At 63.3% G+C, this 15,092-nt stretch carries 16 protein-coding genes and 1 tRNA gene; 6 read left to right on the top strand and 11 right to left on the bottom strand.

What is annotated here, in order from left to right:
- The first annotated feature begins 104 nt into the window (after window positions 1–104).
- Window positions 105–518 (top strand): VOC family protein, encoded by a 414-nt coding sequence (locus ACVWZA_RS16320; RefSeq protein ID WP_457312316.1) that lies wholly within the window; start codon window positions 105–107, stop codon window positions 516–518.
- 202 nt (window positions 519–720) lie between these two features.
- Here ACVWZA_RS16320 and ACVWZA_RS16315 read toward each other — a convergent pair.
- From ACVWZA_RS16315 to ACVWZA_RS16285, 7 genes are all read right to left on the bottom strand, one after another.
- Window positions 721–797 (bottom strand) — tRNA-Arg (locus ACVWZA_RS16315).
- Window positions 798–1,168: 371 nt separating this feature from the next.
- On the bottom strand, window positions 1,169–1,561 hold the full coding sequence (locus ACVWZA_RS16310; protein ID WP_457312315.1) for a hypothetical protein: 393 nt from the start codon (window positions 1,559–1,561) through the stop codon (window positions 1,169–1,171).
- 2 nt (window positions 1,562–1,563) lie between these two features.
- On the bottom strand, window positions 1,564–2,238 hold the full coding sequence (gene nth, locus ACVWZA_RS16305; protein WP_457312314.1) for an endonuclease III: 675 nt from the start codon (window positions 2,236–2,238) through the stop codon (window positions 1,564–1,566).
- Window positions 2,235–2,963 (bottom strand): 4-hydroxy-tetrahydrodipicolinate reductase, encoded by a 729-nt coding sequence (gene dapB, locus ACVWZA_RS16300; protein WP_457312362.1) that lies wholly within the window; start codon window positions 2,961–2,963, stop codon window positions 2,235–2,237. Before dapB ends, nth begins: the two co-directional genes overlap by 4 nt.
- 70 nt (window positions 2,964–3,033) lie before the next feature.
- Window positions 3,034–3,819: an ion channel gene (locus ACVWZA_RS16295; protein ID WP_457312313.1), complete on the bottom strand. Its 786-nt coding sequence runs from the start codon at window positions 3,817–3,819 to the stop codon at window positions 3,034–3,036.
- A gap of 559 nt (window positions 3,820–4,378) precedes the next feature.
- Window positions 4,379–6,013 carry a serine hydrolase domain-containing protein gene (locus ACVWZA_RS16290; protein WP_457312312.1) on the bottom strand — a complete coding sequence of 545 codons (1,635 nt, stop codon included), beginning with the start codon at window positions 6,011–6,013 and terminating at the stop codon, window positions 4,379–4,381.
- Between the two features lie 556 nt (window positions 6,014–6,569).
- Entirely contained in the window at window positions 6,570–7,988 is a 1,419-nt protein-coding gene (locus tag ACVWZA_RS16285; RefSeq protein ID WP_457312311.1) for a LytR/AlgR family response regulator transcription factor, read from the bottom strand.
- A gap of 75 nt (window positions 7,989–8,063) precedes the next feature.
- On the opposite strand from ACVWZA_RS16285, the gene ACVWZA_RS16280 reads away from it, so the two are divergent.
- A complete protein-coding gene (locus ACVWZA_RS16280; protein WP_457312310.1) occupies window positions 8,064–9,593 on the top strand; it encodes an alpha/beta hydrolase in 1,530 nt (509 codons plus the stop codon).
- 402 nt (window positions 9,594–9,995) lie between these two features.
- Here ACVWZA_RS16280 and ACVWZA_RS16275 read toward each other — a convergent pair whose 3' ends face one another.
- Window positions 9,996–10,334, bottom strand: a complete 339-nt coding sequence (locus ACVWZA_RS16275; protein WP_457312309.1) for a CPBP family intramembrane glutamic endopeptidase — start codon at window positions 10,332–10,334, stop codon at window positions 9,996–9,998.
- Between ACVWZA_RS16275 and ACVWZA_RS16270 the strand changes: the two genes are divergently transcribed.
- Window positions 10,302–10,616, top strand: coding sequence for a YdeI/OmpD-associated family protein (locus ACVWZA_RS16270; protein ID WP_457312308.1), 315 nt, complete (start codon window positions 10,302–10,304; stop codon window positions 10,614–10,616). The two genes, ACVWZA_RS16275 and ACVWZA_RS16270, sit on opposite strands and share 33 nt — an antisense overlap.
- A 180-nt stretch (window positions 10,617–10,796) precedes the next feature.
- Window positions 10,797–11,735 carry an IS1595 family transposase gene (locus ACVWZA_RS16265; RefSeq protein ID WP_457312307.1) on the top strand — a complete coding sequence of 313 codons (939 nt, stop codon included), beginning with the start codon at window positions 10,797–10,799 and terminating at the stop codon, window positions 11,733–11,735.
- Window positions 11,736–12,067: 332 nt separating this feature from the next.
- Here the strand turns inward: ACVWZA_RS16265 and ACVWZA_RS16260 are convergent, their stop codons facing one another.
- Window positions 12,068–12,670 carry a hypothetical protein gene (locus ACVWZA_RS16260; protein WP_457312306.1) on the bottom strand — a complete coding sequence of 201 codons (603 nt, stop codon included), beginning with the start codon at window positions 12,668–12,670 and terminating at the stop codon, window positions 12,068–12,070.
- Between the two features lie 203 nt (window positions 12,671–12,873).
- Between ACVWZA_RS16260 and ACVWZA_RS16255 the strand changes: the two genes are divergently transcribed.
- Window positions 12,874–13,266 (top strand): hypothetical protein, encoded by a 393-nt coding sequence (locus ACVWZA_RS16255; RefSeq protein WP_457312305.1) that lies wholly within the window; start codon window positions 12,874–12,876, stop codon window positions 13,264–13,266.
- Window positions 13,267–13,295: 29 nt separating this feature from the next.
- Window positions 13,296–13,442, top strand: a complete 147-nt coding sequence (locus tag ACVWZA_RS16250) for a hypothetical protein (RefSeq protein ID WP_183112790.1) — start codon at window positions 13,296–13,298, stop codon at window positions 13,440–13,442.
- A gap of 297 nt (window positions 13,443–13,739) precedes the next feature.
- Here ACVWZA_RS16250 and ACVWZA_RS16245 read toward each other — a convergent pair whose 3' ends face one another.
- Window positions 13,740–14,606, bottom strand: a complete 867-nt coding sequence (locus tag ACVWZA_RS16245; RefSeq protein ID WP_457312304.1) for an AraC family transcriptional regulator — start codon at window positions 14,604–14,606, stop codon at window positions 13,740–13,742.
- A gap of 10 nt (window positions 14,607–14,616) precedes the next feature.
- On the bottom strand, window positions 14,617–14,946 hold the full coding sequence (locus ACVWZA_RS16240; protein ID WP_457312303.1) for a nuclear transport factor 2 family protein: 330 nt from the start codon (window positions 14,944–14,946) through the stop codon (window positions 14,617–14,619).
- Between the last annotated feature and the right edge of the window lie 146 nt (window positions 14,947–15,092).

The raw sequence follows: 15,092 nt of genomic DNA, 5'->3' as shown, positions 1-15,092 counted from the left end.
TAATTCCTCTTGACGCAATGTCTCTTGATGTCGAGAGACATGGCATCTACTAACTCGATGTAGAGATAATAATGCAACTCGCGAGCTAAATGAAGGATAAAGTGATGACGAGGATGATTTTCGTGAACCTGCCGGTGACCGACCTTGCCAAGGCAACGACATTCTATGAAGCGATCGGGCTCACTAGGAACCCGCAGTTCAGCGACGAAACGTCTGCCTGCATGGTTCTGTCGGACACGATCAGTGTGATGCTGCTGACGCATGCCAAATGGGGCACGTTCACGAGCCGGCCGATCGCACCCGCAACGTCGAGTGAAGTCATGCTCGCCGTCACTTGCGACAGCCGCGAGGCGGTCGATGCCATGAACCAGGCGGCCGCCGAGAATGGCGGGACGGACGACATCAACCCGGTTCAGGATCTTGGCTTCATGTACAATCGGAACTTTGCCGACCCGGACGGTCATGTCTGGGAAGCAATGTGGATGAACATGGCTGGTGCAGGTGCACCCGCGAACTGACGAACACCCCACTGTACAATGGACAACAGCCCGCCCCAGGGCGGGAGAGGTGTCCAAGGAGGACCAAGGGGGCGGCCCGTGGAGCGCGACCCACGGGCTGTCTTCCTATTCGCAGGCCGCCAGCTGCCGCGCCGATAGTTCCCCCGTCGTTTCCCCGACGACCGATCAGACTGGATTATTATTACCTAAGTCATTGAAAAAATGGTGCACCCGACTGGATTCGAACCAGTGGCCTCTGCCTTCGGAGGGCAGCGCTCTATCCAGCTGAGCTACGGGTGCCTGGAGTGTGGACGCGACTAGCAAAGCGCGTCGCGCTGCGCCAGCCGTTTCGGATTCATCGCTCGCCTGGACCAGGGTGGGGCAGGAATAATGGACGGTGGTGTCACCGGCCAGATGACTTCATCGCCGGGCGTCAGCCCCGCGAGAATTTCGGCGCCGGTCGGCGAGACAAGACCGAGCCGAACATTTCTCGGGACCGCTTCACCGGTCTTGCGGAGTTGTACCTTGACGCGCGGAGCCTGTTGCGGGAGGCAGTGAAGCTCGCTTTTCCGTCGATCTACCCTTGATACGCGCCACATCATAAACCGCTCACCTCGGTCGTCACAGCAGTTGCCGTGGCGTCAGGCAACCTGTGCCCCACGCCCTGGCGATCAGCGTTTCACCTTCTTCGCCAGCGTCACCGGCTGGAACTGACCAAGGCCGCAACTCGGGCCCGGGATCGATGGCGGCGAGCGCAGCACGGTGATGATGTCGACCGAGCAGAGCTGGCTGAGCGAAGTCTTGTAGCTGAAGCTTTCCTCGAACCCGAGACCGGGGCAGCTTTGCGGCAGGGTGTTGCGATAGATTTTGCCGCCCTGCATCTCGAAATCGATCACGCTGTCGCTGCGTACATGGCTCTGGCGGATGCGGTTGAGCGAGATGCAGCTTTCGGCCTTGCCGGCGGGTGTCGCCTCCGGGACCTTGTTGCGGTCGCGCGCCACACCGGGGGAAGCGATCGCGGCGGCGATCAGGGTGGGGGCGAGAGCGACGAGCAGGTTGCGCATGGCTATATCTCCTGGCGCCCGATTGCTTCCGGGGCGCCCTTCGGGGCGAGCGTCTTGGGTTTGAACGCACACAGGTCGCAAACGATGCAACGCCAGCATTCCGGTGTACGCGCCTTGCACGTGTAACGCCCGTGTAGAATCAACCAGTGATGCGCATGGAGCCGGAACGGCTGCGGCGTCGCCTTGTCGAGCTTGAGTTCGACCGCCAGCGGAGTCTTTCCGCGCGCCAGACCAGTGCGGTTGCCGACGCGGAAGATGTGCGTGTCGACCGCGAAGGTTTCATGCCCGAATGCTGTGTTGAGCACGACATTGGCGGTCTTGCGCCCGACCCCGGGGAGCTTCTCCAGCGCGTCGCGGTCGTCCGGCACTTGCCCGTCATGGTCGCGGATCAGCGCCTCGGACAAGGCGATGACGTTCTTCGCCTTGGTGTTGAACAGGCCGATCGTCTTGATATGCTGTTTGAGCTCGGCTTCGCCCAGCGCGACCATCTTGTCAGGGCTGTCCACGCCCTCGAACAGCAGCCGGGTCGCCTTGTTGACGCCGACATCGGTCGACTGGGCGGAAAGCGCGACGGCGACGAGCAGCTGATAGGGATTGCCATAGGCCAGCTCGGTTTCGGGGTGCGGGTTGTCGGCGGCGAGGCGGGCGTAGAACTCGACGACGTCGGCGCGCTTCACAGGCCGAGCACCTCCGCCATGGTGTAGCGGCCCGCCCGCTGGCCGGCGAGCCACAGCGCAGCGGTGACCGCGCCGCGCGCGAAGATCGCGCGGTTCTCCGCGCGGTGGCCGATCTCGATCCGCTCGCCCTCTCCCGCGAAGACGACGAGATGGTCGCCGGCGACCGATCCGCCGCGCAAGCTGGCAAAGCCGATCGTGCCTTCGCTGCGCGCGCCGGTCAGGCCAGATCGGTCGGCGACCTTGGCCTCGGCCAGGGTGATGCCGCGCCCCTCGGCGGCGGCCTCCCCGAGCAGCAGCGCGGTGCCCGATGGCGCGTCGACCTTGTGGCGGTGGTGCATTTCGAGGATTTCGATATCCCAATCGGGGCCGAGCCGCGCGGCGGCGTCACGCACCAGTTGCGCGAGCAAGGTGACACCGAGCGAGACATTGCCGGTCTGCAACACGGCGATGTCGGCCGCCGCCGCGTCGATCAACGCATGGTGCGCCGGGCCGAGACCGGTGGTGCCGATCAGGATCGGCGTGCCCGACGCGCGCGCCGCGGCGAGCGTCGCCGCGAGCGCGCCGGGGGCGGAGAAGTCGATCAGCACATCGGCATCGCGCGCCAGCGCGGCGGGGTCGCCGCCCGCGTCGATCCCGCCGACCAGGGTCGCGCCGAGATCGGGGATCGCCGCGGCCAGTGCCTGGCCCATGCGCCCCGCGCTGCCGATGATGCCGATCCCGATGATACCGGTGGTAGTCATGATGTCGTCCAGAGCTTGAAAGGAGGGGGTTGGGCGGCTGGGCCTTGGCGAAAGTTCAGGCGGGGGCGGCGATGCCGGTCTTCACTTCGCCCTTCGGCACGATCTCGATCGGCAGGTCGTCGCCCTGAAGCCGGTCGGCCTCCGGTTCCGAACAACCATAGCAATCATCCGCGCGATAGACACGCAAGCCGACCCCGGTGGCGATCGCGGCCAACGGCTCGCCCACTTCGTCCCGGCGCACGCGGCGTTCGTGCAGCGCGACGCGGCCATCGGACGCGGCGAGGTAATCGGCGTCGATGATGGTGACGCCGCTATCCTGTGCCGCCTCGAGCGCGGCGGGGCGATCGTCGATCACCACGATCGACGACGCGTCGGTGCCGCGGCGGGTCAGCTCACTGCCCGCCTCCATCCCGCTGGTGTCGTAACCGACGACCATGATATGGCCGTGCAGCTTTTGCTGGATCACTTTCATCCGCCATCTCTCCCACACGCCCTTGAGCAGGAAATCATACGCCGTGCCAAGGAAGATCAGCCATATGAACAGCCGGGTCGGGGTGACCAGGAAGCTGTCAAACATGCGCGCCTGATCCGAGACCGGCACGATATCACCATAACCGACCGAGGTGATGGTGATCATGATGAAATAGAGCACGTCGGTGAAGCTGATCGCGCCATCGGCATTGTCGCGCAGGCCGTCGCGGTCGAACCAGAAGATCGCCAGCGCGACCCCGATCAGCGCGAACGCCAGCGCGACGCGGAACGGCAGCAACAGCCAGGGTGGCGTCGCGCTCCTGCGGCGCAGCGCCAGACGACGGTCGAGGATCGGCGGCAGGCGGCGCATCATGGTGCTTGTAGCGCGGCTGGGGGCGGTGTCGACGGGTTTGGGTCGCAGGGTTTGGCGATTGAATCGAGGGTGGGGAAGGGGCGAGCGGCGGTAGCAAATTGTGCGCGGTCGATGCGCGTCCTGGGCGGGGTGATTCTATCGAGACCGGCAACCGGCCGGGGCGATCGCCACGCCAATTTTTCCCGTAGCTGCGGGAAGTTCCGCGGGAAGATGTTTTTCTGGGGGTTCTGCGGGAAACTGCGGGAAAAACTGCGGGAAAAACGACGGGGCTGCACGGGAAAATTCGGATGTGCTGCGGGAATATCGGGAAAGGGATGGGGGGCATGATCTGGTTGAGTCCGGGTCTGCTTGATTCGACGGATTGTCGAATGGGTTCGATCGTGAGGTGAAACGCTTGCGCGCGAGAGAAGGCATGACGATACCCGGGAGCGATTTGAATCTGGCCGAAGATGCAGCGCGAACGCTTGGCCGTTTGCTGGCTGGCCGGTTTCGCGCACGCTGCCGCAGAAGTAGACGTTCGAGACTCGGTTCAGCACCCGCCCCACGCGCTCTGTCCTCAATGGTGCAGCCGTACGAACTGCACATTGCGGGCACCATTCGCCCAAGCGGCAAAGCCATTGATCTGGCCGTTGCGCTTTCGCGAAAAAACGAACGTGGTCGTCCCTCGCAGATGGGCGGTGAAGCCATCGGCGAAGCTCGGCAGCAATTGCCATTCAACCGCAAAGGGCTGACGCAGAACCAGCGAATCCCCCTTTCGCACCACCGCAATTCGCGTATCCAGTTCTGCATTGTAGTAGGTGCCGACATAGGCAGCGAGCGCATTGCCGTTCGTCTTGGCGGGCGCGACTGCGACGAAGCGCTGGCGCGTCGCACCGTGTGCAAGCATAAGTTCGACCGGTCGTCCTTTAGCCGATGCGAACTGAACGAGGTCACCGTCCTCGCGCGCAAAATGCTCGCCCTCGACGGGGATAAGCATCTGGGTCGACCCTTGCCGCAACGTAAGCCGGTTATCGATCACTTTCGTCTCGACCAGTTCACCGGTCACCGGGTTTCGAAAGAGGCTCTGGTATTGCGGCAAGTCCGAACGGTCCCCTTTTTGTGGCGGGGCGGCAGGCCGGGATATTGGGTCGGCGGCGTCTTCGATATAGCCAATGGCATCAAGTGCGTCCTTCGCGATGTTGTCGCCAATAGCCACCGGGTCGATGCCGCCATTGTTGCAGAGCACGACGATCGAGATGCGCTTTTCGGGGTAACGGCCGAGCCAGGTCTTGTAGCCGCCTGTCGAACCGCTGTGCGAAACCAGGCGCAATCCATGTGCGCGGGTCACCTCCAGACCAAGGCCGTATTCGAGTTCCACCCCGCTCCGCAACTTGCCTGGGGTTTGCAAAGCTGCGACCAGCGTCGCGCCGCCTGGGAGCGCGGACGGATCGTCCAGAAACGCGTTCCAGCGCAGCAAATCGCCGATCGTGGTGAGCAGGCCGCCATTCCCGTAGACATTTGTAAATGGCATATTGGCGAGGAAGCCATCACTGGTCGCGGCATAGGCCATCGCCCGCCCCGGCACGATCGTACGAAAATCCTCGCGCCAGCGACTGTGACGCATCCCGAGCGGCTGGAACAGGCGCTGGTTGGTGAAATGCTGCAGGCTCGCGCCGCTGACCCGTTCGATGATCGTTGCCGCCAGGGCATAATTGGTATTTGTGTAGAGGAATTCAGCCCCCGGCGCGTAGTTCAGGCGCTTCTGACGCGAGGCCAGATCCAGGATCGTTCCCTGGCTGTGCACCTGAGTCCCGGGCGGATTGCCGCTCAGTGCCAGCAGACTCCATTGCTCCCGCAGACCGCTGGTGTGGGTGAGGAGATGCCGGATCGTGATCGGAGTCCCGTAGTCCGGCATTTCCGGCACGTAGCGCCTGATATCGTCGTCGAGCGCCAGCTTGCCGTCCTGAACCAGCAGCAGCATCGCGGCACCGGTGAACTGTTTGGCGAGCGAGCCGGTCTCGAAAACACTGTCCGCCGTGATCGGCACCGGGTGTTCAAGGTCGGCGAGGCCTAAGGTTCGCGTCAGCGGTGCCGCGCCGGCGATCGTCACGCCCGCCGCGCAGCCAGGTCCTGTCGGAGCGATCGGCGCAAGGTCGACATCAAGGTCGATTACAGGTCGACCTCGTTGCGTCGCGGCGGGTGGGAGACTCATATTCTTTGCAGCGGCGCTCCAGGCCACGCTGGTAGCAAGGCACGACAGGGCCGCGACGGTAACAAAACGGGTTGGAAGCATTGAACTCCCCGATCAACTCGGGCCGCTCAAGCCCCAGTTCCAGCGCAACCCAATAGCGGATCGGTGAACACCCTGGGACAGCGGTGAATAGGCAGTGGGAACGGTGAACGCCCGCTGAGACCGGTGAACGACGATGACAGCCAGCGCCTCGATCACCAGGGTGGCCATATTCGGTTTCATGACTTTTGACCTTCGGCAGCAGAATTATCGTTCGGCCAGCCGTGACCCAACCCCAACCTCTCGTGATCAATAGTCTCGGTAGCCAGAAGGCCGCTCGGGAGAGGTTTTCGAGGTCGGCAAAAGGGTGAGGAATACCAGATCGATCCGATGCCTGTCCGGCGCGCATCGACGACCGAGCCACAGAGAGGGAGGCCAATTCAGGTGAGCCTGATCTCTAAAACCGCGGTCTTCCAGCGTCCCGTGACGGTTGATCCCATTCGCGCCTGGCGCGGAATCAGAAGTCCGCTCTCTGCCGCTACGGGCGAGTAACGTCCAGGGCCTCGCGCAGAGCGGGCTGGCGGGAGCGGCTGACGGGCAGGGGCGGGCCCTCGCTCAGGTGTAGCAGCCAGCGGTCGCTGTCGCGCTCCAGGCGCTCCACGTGGGCCAGGTTGGCGATCACCGACCGGTGGATGCGCAGGAAGCTTGCCGGCAACTGAGTCGCAAGGCCGTCGAGACGAGCGGCGTGCAGCAGGCTGCGGCCGCCAACCAGCCGCAGTTCGACATAGTCGTCGGCGCCCACCACGGCCAGGATATCGGCAATCGGCACCAACTCGACGCCTCGCGCCGAGGCCACGGTCAGGCGGTCGGGGCGGCTGGCGGCGCGGGTCAGGGCGGCCTCGCGGTCGCGGTCGTCGCGACCCAGCCGCAGGACCTCGACCATCAGCAGTGGCAACACCAGGCCGGCGGCGAGCAGGAAGTAGGAGAGGTCGGCCAGCCATTCGGGGAACCCGAGGGCCAGCGCGAGGAACAGTGCCAGCCAGGCCAGGACCAGCCGCGCGCCGGGCGCGCGCAGACCCACGCCCGCCGCGGCCGGCAGCGCGGCGAGCGCCACCCCCAGGATCAGTGCCCAGACCGTCTTCACGTCGAAGCCCGGAAGCAGGGCCGTGGCGCCGACCATGCCCAGGGCCAGGCCGATCATCAGGCCGCGTGCCCTGGGCAGGAACCGGGTCGCGACATAGGTCACCAGCAGGATCGCGAAGGCGGCCGCCAGCACCCAGATGGCACTCATCCGCCAGGCGTGCAGGGGATAGGAATAGTCGAACAACGTCCGCAAGCTTTCGACAATTGCCTGCAGGGCCGCGACCCCGGCCATGGCGGTCAGGGTCAGGCTGGACCCCGTGCGGCGCATGGCATGGATGACACCGAAGCCGAACGCCGCGGCCAGCAGGGCGCCGGCCGCCACGAAGGTGATGGCCAGCGGCGTGGTGCTTTGCGGAAAGGGATAAGGCCAGATGCCTATCGCGCTCATCGGGCGGGCGAAATGCAGGCCGCTATGGAAGGACGACAGGCGCAGCACCAGCGTGTTCCCGCCGGGCCGCCAGGCAGTCTCACGGATCGGAAAGGTCGCCTGGTAGAGCCCGGGTATCTCGGCCCGCACCGTGGCGCCGGGGTGGCCGTTGGAGCCCAGGCGCTGGCCGTTGAGCCAGGCCTCGGACGAGGCGACGCCCGCCACATAGAGCGCGCGGGGCTGAGTGTCGGTGGGGACGCTGACGGCGGACCGGATCCAGAGTTCGCGGCCTTGAGGGTCGACGAAATCCTGAATCGGATGACAGTCGCTCAGCACCGGTCCGGCCGGGCCGACCGCACCACGACAGGCTTGCCACGCCGTGCCCTGGGCTCGGGCCGGGGTCGCGAAGCCCATCAGGAGGCCGGTGAGGAGCAGGATTCGCCACATGGCTCCCCTCTAGGGCGCCGCTCGCCGAGATGCACCGCCATTCGCCGATGACCGGTCGCCATTGACCGAAGCGGGGTGGCGGACGGCGCCGCGAACGGCTCAGCCATCGGCATGACCAACACATCGCTCAATCGCCGCGCCGTGCTCGCCGCCGCCGCTCTCGCCCTTCCTGCCCTGGCGCTCGCCCGGGCTTCCGCACAGACTCGGGCCTTCGCTCAGACCCGGGTCTTCGCTCAGACGGCGTCTCCGTCGCAGGCCGGCCCCTTCCGCTTCAAGGGCTGGCGCGGCGCGGAGACCGACGCCGAGCGGGGTTTCCTCGAGGTCCCGGAGGATCGTCGCGATCCCGGCTCGCGGAAGATTCGGCTTGGCTATGTCCGGTTCGCCTCGACGGCGGCCAGGCCGGGTCCGCCGATCGTCTACCTGGCCGGCGGACCGGGCGGTGAGGCGACGGGGGCGGCGACCGGACCGCGCTTTCCGATCTTCATGGCGCTTCGCGCAGTGGCCGACGTCATCGCCTTCGACCAGCGGGGCACAGGCCTGTCCAGCACCATCCCGGAACGGCCAGCCTCGACGCGCCCACCGCCGGTGTTCACCCAGGCTGGGCTGACGTCCCATTTCCGCGAGGAATTCCAGAGCGGCTGGGCCGAATGGACAAGGGCCGGCGTAGCGATGAAGGGCTACAACACCGAACAGAGTGCCGACGACATCGACGCCCTGCGACGGCATCTGGGCGCGGAAAAGATCGACCTTTGGGGTACCAGCTATGGCTCGCACCTGGCGCTCAGCGTGCTCAAACGGCACGGCGACAGGGTGAACCGCGTGGCCCTGTCCAGCCTGGAGGGCCAGGACCAGACGGTGAAGCGGCCGGCGCGGATCGACGCGTATCTGCGCCAGGTGGACGCCGTGCTGGGCGCGGACCCCGCCGCCCGAGCGGCTGTGCCGGATCTGCTGGCCCTGATGCGCCGTGTGCACGCCAGGATGGAGGCGCAGCCGGTCGTGACAAAAGTCACGCTGAAGGGCGCGCCGGCAGAGATCAGGATGGGCGGCTTCGGCGTCCAGATGCTGGCGAGTGGGCTGATCGCCAATCCCGGCACCCTGGCCATGCTGCCGGGTCTGTACCTGGCGCTGGAGGCCGGCCAGACTGCCATGCTGGCGCCCTTCCTGGGCGATGTAGCCGACTTGCTGAGCATGAGGGGCATGCCCGAGGCGATGGATCTGGCGTCCGGGATTTCGCCGCGCCGGCTGGCCCTGGTGCGGAGCGAAGCGCGGACCGCGGTGCTGGGCGAGACGCTGAACTTCCCGATGCCGCAACTGCTGGGCGCGGTCCCGGGCGTCGACCTGGGCGAAGGCTTCCGGGCGCCGATCCGCATCGACCAGCCCGCGCTGCTGGTCGCCGGTTCGCTGGACGGTCGCACGCCGCTGGCCGAGCAGGACGAAGTGGCGGCCCAGTTCCAGCAAAAGTCCCGCGTGATTGTCGAGAACGCCGGCCACAATGTCTTTGAGGCTCATCCCGACGTGCAGGCCTTGCTGGTGCAATTCTTCCGCGGCGAGGCCGTCGCCGACACCCGGCTGAATCTGCCGCCGCCGAAGTTCCGCATGGCGTGACGAGGCGGCGGCCGGCGGTAAGGTGACCGACCTGGCCCCCTGAGATTTCCCGCCAGGAATCCCGCGCTCGATCCGCGCGATTCCGAGCGCGCGATTGCCGATCTGGCTTCATTTACCGGGCGAGTTCGATTCCATAGTCACCAGGGGAGTCTTCTTCGTGAAAAGCGGCACCACCGTGCGCCAGCCATAGAGCATGCGGACATCAGTGCCCGCCCGGTCCAGATCGAACCGTCGTCGGCCCGGAACGATCAGCGAGCGACCCCGGCATCGCCACGCGCATCGATGACGCGGCTGGTCTGGATCGCCGGATTACCGGCAGACATCGCGTGGCGATCGGTATGGCTGCTTTGCCATTCCGCAGGCGTTGCCTCCGTCAGCTATGCAAGGATCGTGACGCTCAATTCATTTCGATATCGCGCTAACCACTATCAGCAAGATAAACATGCTCCAGTCATTCACGATATGCGCGATAGTTGATGCCCAAATGCTTTTTGTCTTCATATATGCCAGCGTAAGGACCAAACGAATGGGGCCGATCAGCAATAATGCTTGAATTATATTCCAGTTATAGGTCGGCAAGTGTATCGCCCCAAAGATCAGAGCCGACCCGATCCATGCGAGCAGAATGGCGCGAGTTATGGTTTCCGTGGCATCTGTAACGTGATCCGCAATCAGCCTCGCCGGTTCTAGGCATTGCCTGGAGGTTTCGTGGCAAAAGCTTTTCCCGGTGGCACTGTTCACGAAGCACGTGATGACCTTCAAGCTGCCCTGCGAGCCGACCCGCAAGTGCTTGTGCTGTGGGAACGCCTGACACCGCTTGGTCGGAATGAGTTCATCTGCTGGGTGGATGACGCGAAACAAGCAACGACGCGGCAGCATCGCATCGAGCGAACATGTGACGAATTGCTGGAGGGGAAAAAGCGGCCCTGCTGCTGGGTGGGCTGCATTCACCGCACCGACAAGGCGCCAAGCAGATGGCAGCAGGCAGTCCTGATCGACAAAAAAAGCAAAAACGGCTCCTAAATCGGTTCGCTAGCGTGTGTTGCTGTTTGGCGGTTCCTGGAGCGACGCTGTCGGACACATTCCCACTGATTGCGGACGCTCGGCCTCGAGCTGAACCGACGGCGGCTTTCAAGAGGCGATTATATACTTTGCAAATACGCTCCTGACCAGCTATGAAAATGGCACGTCAGGAGCAAAGCAATGTCGGTTCTTTCCCGTCCCGAATTTCACGATGAAGCGAAGGCTTTCACGCATCTGGAATCGATCATTTGGGCGGACGGGAAATCCTGCCCGCACTGCGGCGGTGTCGATCGGATCACGAAGGTAACAGCCAACCCGGCCAAGCGCATCCGGGTTGGGCTGTGGCGGTGCGGGGATTGCAAAAAGCAGTTCACGGTCAAGATCGGGACCGTGTTCGAACACGCCCGCCTGCCGCTGAATATCATGCTTCAAGCCGTCTATCTGATGACCGCGAGTAAGAAGGGCGTTTCGGCGCACCAACTCCACCGCATCCTTGAGATCACCTATAAGTCGGCTTGGTTCCTCGCCCATCGCATCCGAGAAGCGATGCGCTCTGGCGACCTTGCCCCGTTCGGCTCGGGCGGCGGTTTCGTCGAGGTGGACGAGACGTTCATCGGACGCCGCAAGGGCGCGGAAAAGGCCAAGGGGGGTTACGAGCACAAGATGAAAGTGCTGTCGCTATTGGATCGCGATACCGGCCGCACGCGCATGATGGTGGTGGACAAGGTAACGGTCGCCAGTCTCACCCCCATACTGATCGAGAACATCGCCGCCGAAGCGAACCTGCTAACCGACGATGCGGGCCAGTACCGTCACATGCATCGCCACTTCGCCTCGCACGCGACGACGCCACACCAGAAAGGCGTATATGTCGATCGCGAGAATCCGGTGATCCACACCAACACGATCGAGGGCTCGTTCTCGATCTTCAAGCGGGGAATGAAAGGCGTCTATCAGCACTGTGGCGAGCGTCACCTTCACCGCTATCTCGCCGAGTTCGAGTTCCGCTATTCATACCGTCAAGCCAACGGCTTCGATGATGGCGAACGCACGCAACAGGCGATGCGTGGGATCGTCGGCAAGCGCCTGACCTATAGCAGCACTGGTATCGCAGCCTGACACCAAGGCGAAGATCGCGATCAAGATGCGCAATCAGCGCTGGCGGACGCAACCGCATCGTCGCTCGATGCGAGACGCGCGTGGACGCCAGTTGAAGCTGCCGCTATAACCGCTTCTGGTTAGCCGACCATCCGCACATGGGAAAAGCCGCCTCGGAAATCCGGGGCGGCTTTTTCTATTTCGTGGACCTGCCGGGAATCGAACCCGGAGCTTCTAGGTTAGCCGTCCCTCCACCGCACCAAGCCAAGCCCTCGACCTAGGGATGGCCCAGCAAGACGGGTGGCTGCTACCGGGTGAAAGGGTGCGAAATCCTGTGTGAAAGGGTGCGTAACCTAGTTCCGCACGGCGCGCAGGATGCCTGCGGCATCGCGCTTGGCGTTGTCCGAGCTGGGCGGTTGTAAGTGCAGTCGCCGGTACTCTTCGACAAGTTCTGTCGCTACAGCCTCTGCGGTATAGGATGCCAGGTCAGCTTCAGTGAGCGCGAGAAGGCGCTTTGCTACGCCAGCAATCGGCTCACCGTTCTTTCCCGCAGGTCGGCCCCCTTTGATACTGACCAAACCTGCTTCAACAAATGCCGGCGGCCCGCCTAAATTGGGGAATAACAGTGCTAAACCGACCGGATCAAGGCGGACTCCGAAAGCGTTGATTGCATCTCGCGATCCTTCGATCGGTCGGATCAGGTTCCCCGTCGCCCAAAACCTTAGATCCTTTTGTGCGCTCCAAGTCGCCCATAGGCTTGACGGGATGTCGGTCGAATGCATCGCGGCGTCACCGATCGTAAGCGTTGTGGCCGCCGCCGTAAGGTGTCCAGACGCAAGAGCGGGGCCGATCTGTTTTGCTACATTTTCGAAGTTGATGTGATTGAGCAGACCAAGGGCCAGAGCGGGTGAGTACCAAGCCGCAAGGTCGCGCGCGTTCGCCTGATCCTTCCCCATTGAGCATTTCCGCCTTTCCCGGAAATAGCTGCCACGATGGCAGCGCATGGACAAGCGGCACGGCTCGCCATAACGTCCGATCGTTGCCCCGACTTTGAACGGAAGGGGCGGCCCGCAATCGGCGGCGAACACAGGCTCTCGGCTACGGTCGGGCGGCCTGCGGAATATAACACCTTCGGGAAATACGCGGGAGGCGTGTTCCTGTGTTCGCGTCGTTCAACCGTCCCGACTGGCGGGGCGGCGCGGTGAACATGGGAAATCACATGCGCCAGCTTGCCTTGCTGTGTGCGTGCTCGCTGGCCGCTTGCGGTGATGGCGATGCCGCGCGCCGATCCGTTGATCGGGACCAGAAAATATTCGCAGCTCAAGATCGCGTGAAAGCCGAATTGCGCGATCCAGCTTCCGCCGAATTTTCTGATGTCGATGTGAAAGGCGTCCGTACCGTGTGCGGCCGAGTCAATTCACGGAATGGCTTTGGCGGCATGAGCGGGGCGCAGCGCTTCGTTGTGACCCGCGACAAGGTATTCCTCGAAGAACAGGAAGAATCTGTTGTGCCGGGCTCTTTCCCCGGCTTCTGGCAACAGGTGTGCGCTTAGGTTATATCAACTCGATCAGGAGCAACACGATGGACGATCAGAACCAGAGCGAGAAGTTCAAGCAAGCCGCGCGCGAGCTGGAATGTGACGAGGACGAGGGACGCTGGGATGCGAACCTTAAAAAGATCGCAAAACAGAAACCCGAACCCGAGACATCCAATGCCGACGTGGGATGAACAGTATCGGGGCTACCTGATTTCGTATCAACGCGGCGATCGCTTCGCGTGGATTTATAGACCGGGCGACTTGGGCGCGCTGAACGAAATGGCCGTGGCAGATCGATCAAATAGCCGAAATTATCTGCGATCCGAGGCCCATCGCATCATCGACGCGGATATCGCTTCGCATCCTTAGTGTTTGCAAAAGATATAATCGCCTTTCAAGATGGGGCCAAAGCTCGCCAGATGGCCCAGGTCGGGCGCAAAGCCGTCATACGCGGGTAACGCCCGGGAACCTCCTGCGTCAGAGCAATATCAACGGAGCGAAATCGGCAGATAGATGTCCGATCGCAGCTGATCTTCGGGCGCATCTTCCGGCGTATCGACATAGTGGATGCGCAACGGGGCGTCGGCGAACGCAAGACCCCGAGCGAGAGCGACGGCATAAGCGAGATCGACCGTTGCGAAGATCGTCTCGTAGCTGCCGACATGCCGAAGACGGATGTGAGGTCCACCCGCGATCGGGATCGATATGACATTCGATGGCAATTGTGCCTCCTGCCCGAGATCCAGTGCGCAATCGAAGCGGACATCGTCGGCGGCGGTGAAACGAGGATCGTCGTGTGGAATGCCGTGAACACCGATCAGCGACTCCGTCGGCAACTCGGCGAACAGGATCGCGAACAATCTTTCAAAAACCTGGTCGAGCTCTGCATACGCTCCGATATTGCGAATGGCCGCGACGCGGAACGGTGCGGTGGAAACGATCTCGACGGATAGTGGGGCGCCCGTCGTACTGCCGCGTCCCAGGACCGCGGCGAGTTCGTTCGCCGCCTCGTCCGAGCTGCGTGCCGCGCTCGCGGAACGTCCGGTCACCGCACGGATCGCGCGGGCAAATGCCTGGCTGGTGGCATAACCGCTCGCCGCTGCCGCTTCCGTTACCGAAACGCCTCGCTCTCTCAGGCGCGGCAGAGACCGCGCGAGCCGAACCCGGCGAACCGTATCGCCGATGGTTTCGCCGGTCATGAGCCGATAGACGCGATGGAAATGGTGCGGCGACAACGCCGCAATTTCCGCCAACGCCTCAAGCGTCGCGGGACGATCGCCCAGGTCCATGCTTTCGAGATGGGCCGCGACACGATCGATCCGTTCCGCATAGTCGATCCTCGTCGCCTCACGCATCGTCACGCGCTCACTTTTCGCACGGCTTGCTGCCAGCGTCGAAATAGCTGTCGTCGGCGATGATCTTTCCATTGCGCACCTTCAGAAACGTCGCGATCGGCATTCGAAAACCGGACGCCACAGAGACCGCCGTGAAGCGGACCGCAACCCGGTCGCCCTGAACCACCAGGTCGTCGACCCGATCTTCAATGTCCGGAAAGGCAGCAAAAAGGGCTGTATAGGTACGCACCACATCACGCTGACCACGGGGCGCGCAAAAGTCGGATGAGGAGAGGCGGGCATCATCGGCGTACAGCGCAGCCATCGCGGCCGCGTCATGTCGATTGAACGCCGCGAACATTGCCCGGACGGTGGTATCGGCATTGGCGGGTTGCGCCGACGTGATCGCAAGGGCGAGTGAAAACAAGAACATGAATATATCTCCGCTATCGGAGCTCCAATATGTGTCGATCGATGGTCCGATGCGTTCCCGATCTTGCTCTTTTT

It is taken from the genome of Sphingomonas sp. UYAg733, from assembly GCF_054057355.1.
Note: the sequence above shows the minus strand (reverse complement) of the source record. Positions and strands in the feature narration are given on the sequence as shown.

Coding starts and splice junctions, on each gene's coding strand:
- ACVWZA_RS16320 (WP_457312316.1), top strand. CDS start 105: ATGACGAGGATGATTTTCGTGAACCTGCCGGTGACCGACCTTGCCAAG.
- ACVWZA_RS16310 (WP_457312315.1), bottom strand. CDS start 1,561: ATGCGCAACCTGCTCGTCGCTCTCGCCCCCACCCTGATCGCCGCCGCG.
- ACVWZA_RS16295 (WP_457312313.1), bottom strand. CDS start 3,819: ATGCGCCGCCTGCCGCCGATCCTCGACCGTCGTCTGGCGCTGCGCCGC.
- ACVWZA_RS16290 (WP_457312312.1), bottom strand. CDS start 6,013: ATGAGTCTCCCACCCGCCGCGACGCAACGAGGTCGACCTGTAATCGAC.
- ACVWZA_RS16285 (WP_457312311.1), bottom strand. CDS start 7,988: ATGTGGCGAATCCTGCTCCTCACCGGCCTCCTGATGGGCTTCGCGACC.
- ACVWZA_RS16265 (WP_457312307.1), top strand. CDS start 10,797: ATGTCGGTTCTTTCCCGTCCCGAATTTCACGATGAAGCGAAGGCTTTC.
- ACVWZA_RS16260 (WP_457312306.1), bottom strand. CDS start 12,670: ATGGGGAAGGATCAGGCGAACGCGCGCGACCTTGCGGCTTGGTACTCA.
- ACVWZA_RS16250 (WP_183112790.1), top strand. CDS start 13,296: ATGGACGATCAGAACCAGAGCGAGAAGTTCAAGCAAGCCGCGCGCGAG.
- ACVWZA_RS16245 (WP_457312304.1), bottom strand. CDS start 14,606: ATGCGTGAGGCGACGAGGATCGACTATGCGGAACGGATCGATCGTGTC.
- ACVWZA_RS16240 (WP_457312303.1), bottom strand. CDS start 14,946: ATGTTCGCGGCGTTCAATCGACATGACGCGGCCGCGATGGCTGCGCTG.